This window comes from Marinospirillum sp. (genome assembly GCF_014859565.1).
This window is the reverse complement of sequence record NZ_JACUUA010000439.1, coordinates 1-1,407: the sequence shown is the minus strand read 5'-3', so window position 1 is coordinate 1,407 and position 1,407 is coordinate 1. Positions and strand designations below refer to the sequence as shown.

The 1,407-nt window shown below is 50.1% G+C and carries 2 protein-coding genes; one reads left to right on the top strand and one right to left on the bottom strand.

The window, feature by feature from the left end; genetic code table 11:
• Positions 1 to 132: 132 nt before the first annotated feature.
• Complete coding sequence (locus IBX50_RS20575; protein WP_292258297.1) at positions 133 to 1,275, top strand: HD domain-containing phosphohydrolase; 1,143 nt, start codon at positions 133 to 135, stop codon at positions 1,273 to 1,275.
• Positions 1,276 to 1,306: 31 nt separating this feature from the next.
• On the opposite strand, the gene IBX50_RS20810 is transcribed toward IBX50_RS20575, so the two are convergent.
• A partial coding sequence (locus IBX50_RS20810) for a hypothetical protein (protein ID WP_366930759.1) occupies positions 1,307 to 1,407 on the bottom strand: 101 nt, incomplete at its 5' end.

Sequence of the window (1,407 nt, the reverse complement as noted above, 5' to 3'; positions counted from 1 at the left end):
TGGAACTGGAACTGACAGACTTATTAAAAGAGCAGCTGACGCTTGCCTGAGTGGCAGGATACTTGCAGGTTTGCCGGGATGAATTAAACAAACCCGGTCTAACACGTCCAGACATGCGGGGAGGCACAAAAAATGCATTATGCCAGTCTTGTCAAAGAGCTGAGCCGCTTTCACAGCTTGCCGGAAAAACTACGGTTTCTGGGTGTACGTCTGCGTCAGCAGCGCCCGAAGGTAGAGCGTTTTTCTGTGGCGCTCTACCAGCCAACCACCGATATGGTGCGAACCTTTTTTACTACCAGCGGGGTTGAGGATGCGATTACCGCTTATGATTTTCGCCTGAAAGATGCCTGGTCTTTACGGCAGATTGCCATGCAGCAGCACCCCAGGGTGATTAATGATTTACAAGAACTGGTACCACCCCTGCAGACTGGTCGAGTGAATCCCCATACCGTCAAGCTCGTGCAGCAGGGCTGGCGCGCCAGCTTCACCTGTCCACTCTTGTGTGGTGGAGAGTTGATGGGTTTTGTATTTTTTAACTCTCACTCCCCTTTTGTATTCAAGGATGAGTTACTGACCGAGTTGGAGCTCTACAGTCAGCTGATTGCCCAGATGATTTATCAGGATCATGCCGCCATTCGCACCCTGACAGCAGCAGTGAGATCCACCATGTCACTCTGCGCCGGTCGTGACCCTGAAACGGGCGCTCATCTGGAGCGGATGGCACAGTTTGCTCAGATGATAGCCATTGGGCTGGAGCCCAAGTGGACTTTCAGTGATCGCCAGATCCAGCATATGTTGCTGTTTGCTCCCCTGCATGATCTGGGAAAAATTGCGATTGCAGATCGTATTCTGTTAAAAAAAGGCAAACTCACGGATCAGGAGTTTCAGGAAATGCAGGAACATACCCAGAAGGGTGTGGATCTGTTGGATCGTGTGATTGGCAATCACGGGCTGGAGCATTTACCAGATGTGCAGATGTTAAAAAACATTGTGCTGCATCACCATGAAAAAATGGATGGTTCCGGTTATCCCCACGGCTTGAGTGGTGAAGCCATTCCCATTGAGGCGCGAATTATTGCTGTTGCAGATGTGTTTGATGCTCTGACCAGTGAACGACCCTACAAAAAGCCCTGGCCGGTCAAACAGGCGCTGGAGGAGTTAAAACGTATGGCCGGTCGGCATCTGGATGCGGATTGTGTGGAGGTGTTGGTAGAGCAGCAACAACAGGCAGAATACATTATGGATCAGCTGCGCTCAGACGTAGTGGAAGCCTGAGCACAGCGTCTAAAACAGGTCTGAAAGTGTATTACTCCAGATAGGTGTAACCACTCAGGCCTTCCTCGAACATTTGCAGGAACAGATTTTTTTGTTCCTGCTGCAGGTTACTGGCATTTAGCTGTTTTTTCA

Excerpts from the sequence above, each read along its gene's own strand:
- IBX50_RS20575 (WP_292258297.1), top strand. The coding sequence starts at position 133 with ATGCATTATGCCAGTCTTGTCAAAGAGCTGAGCCGCTTTCACAGCTTG.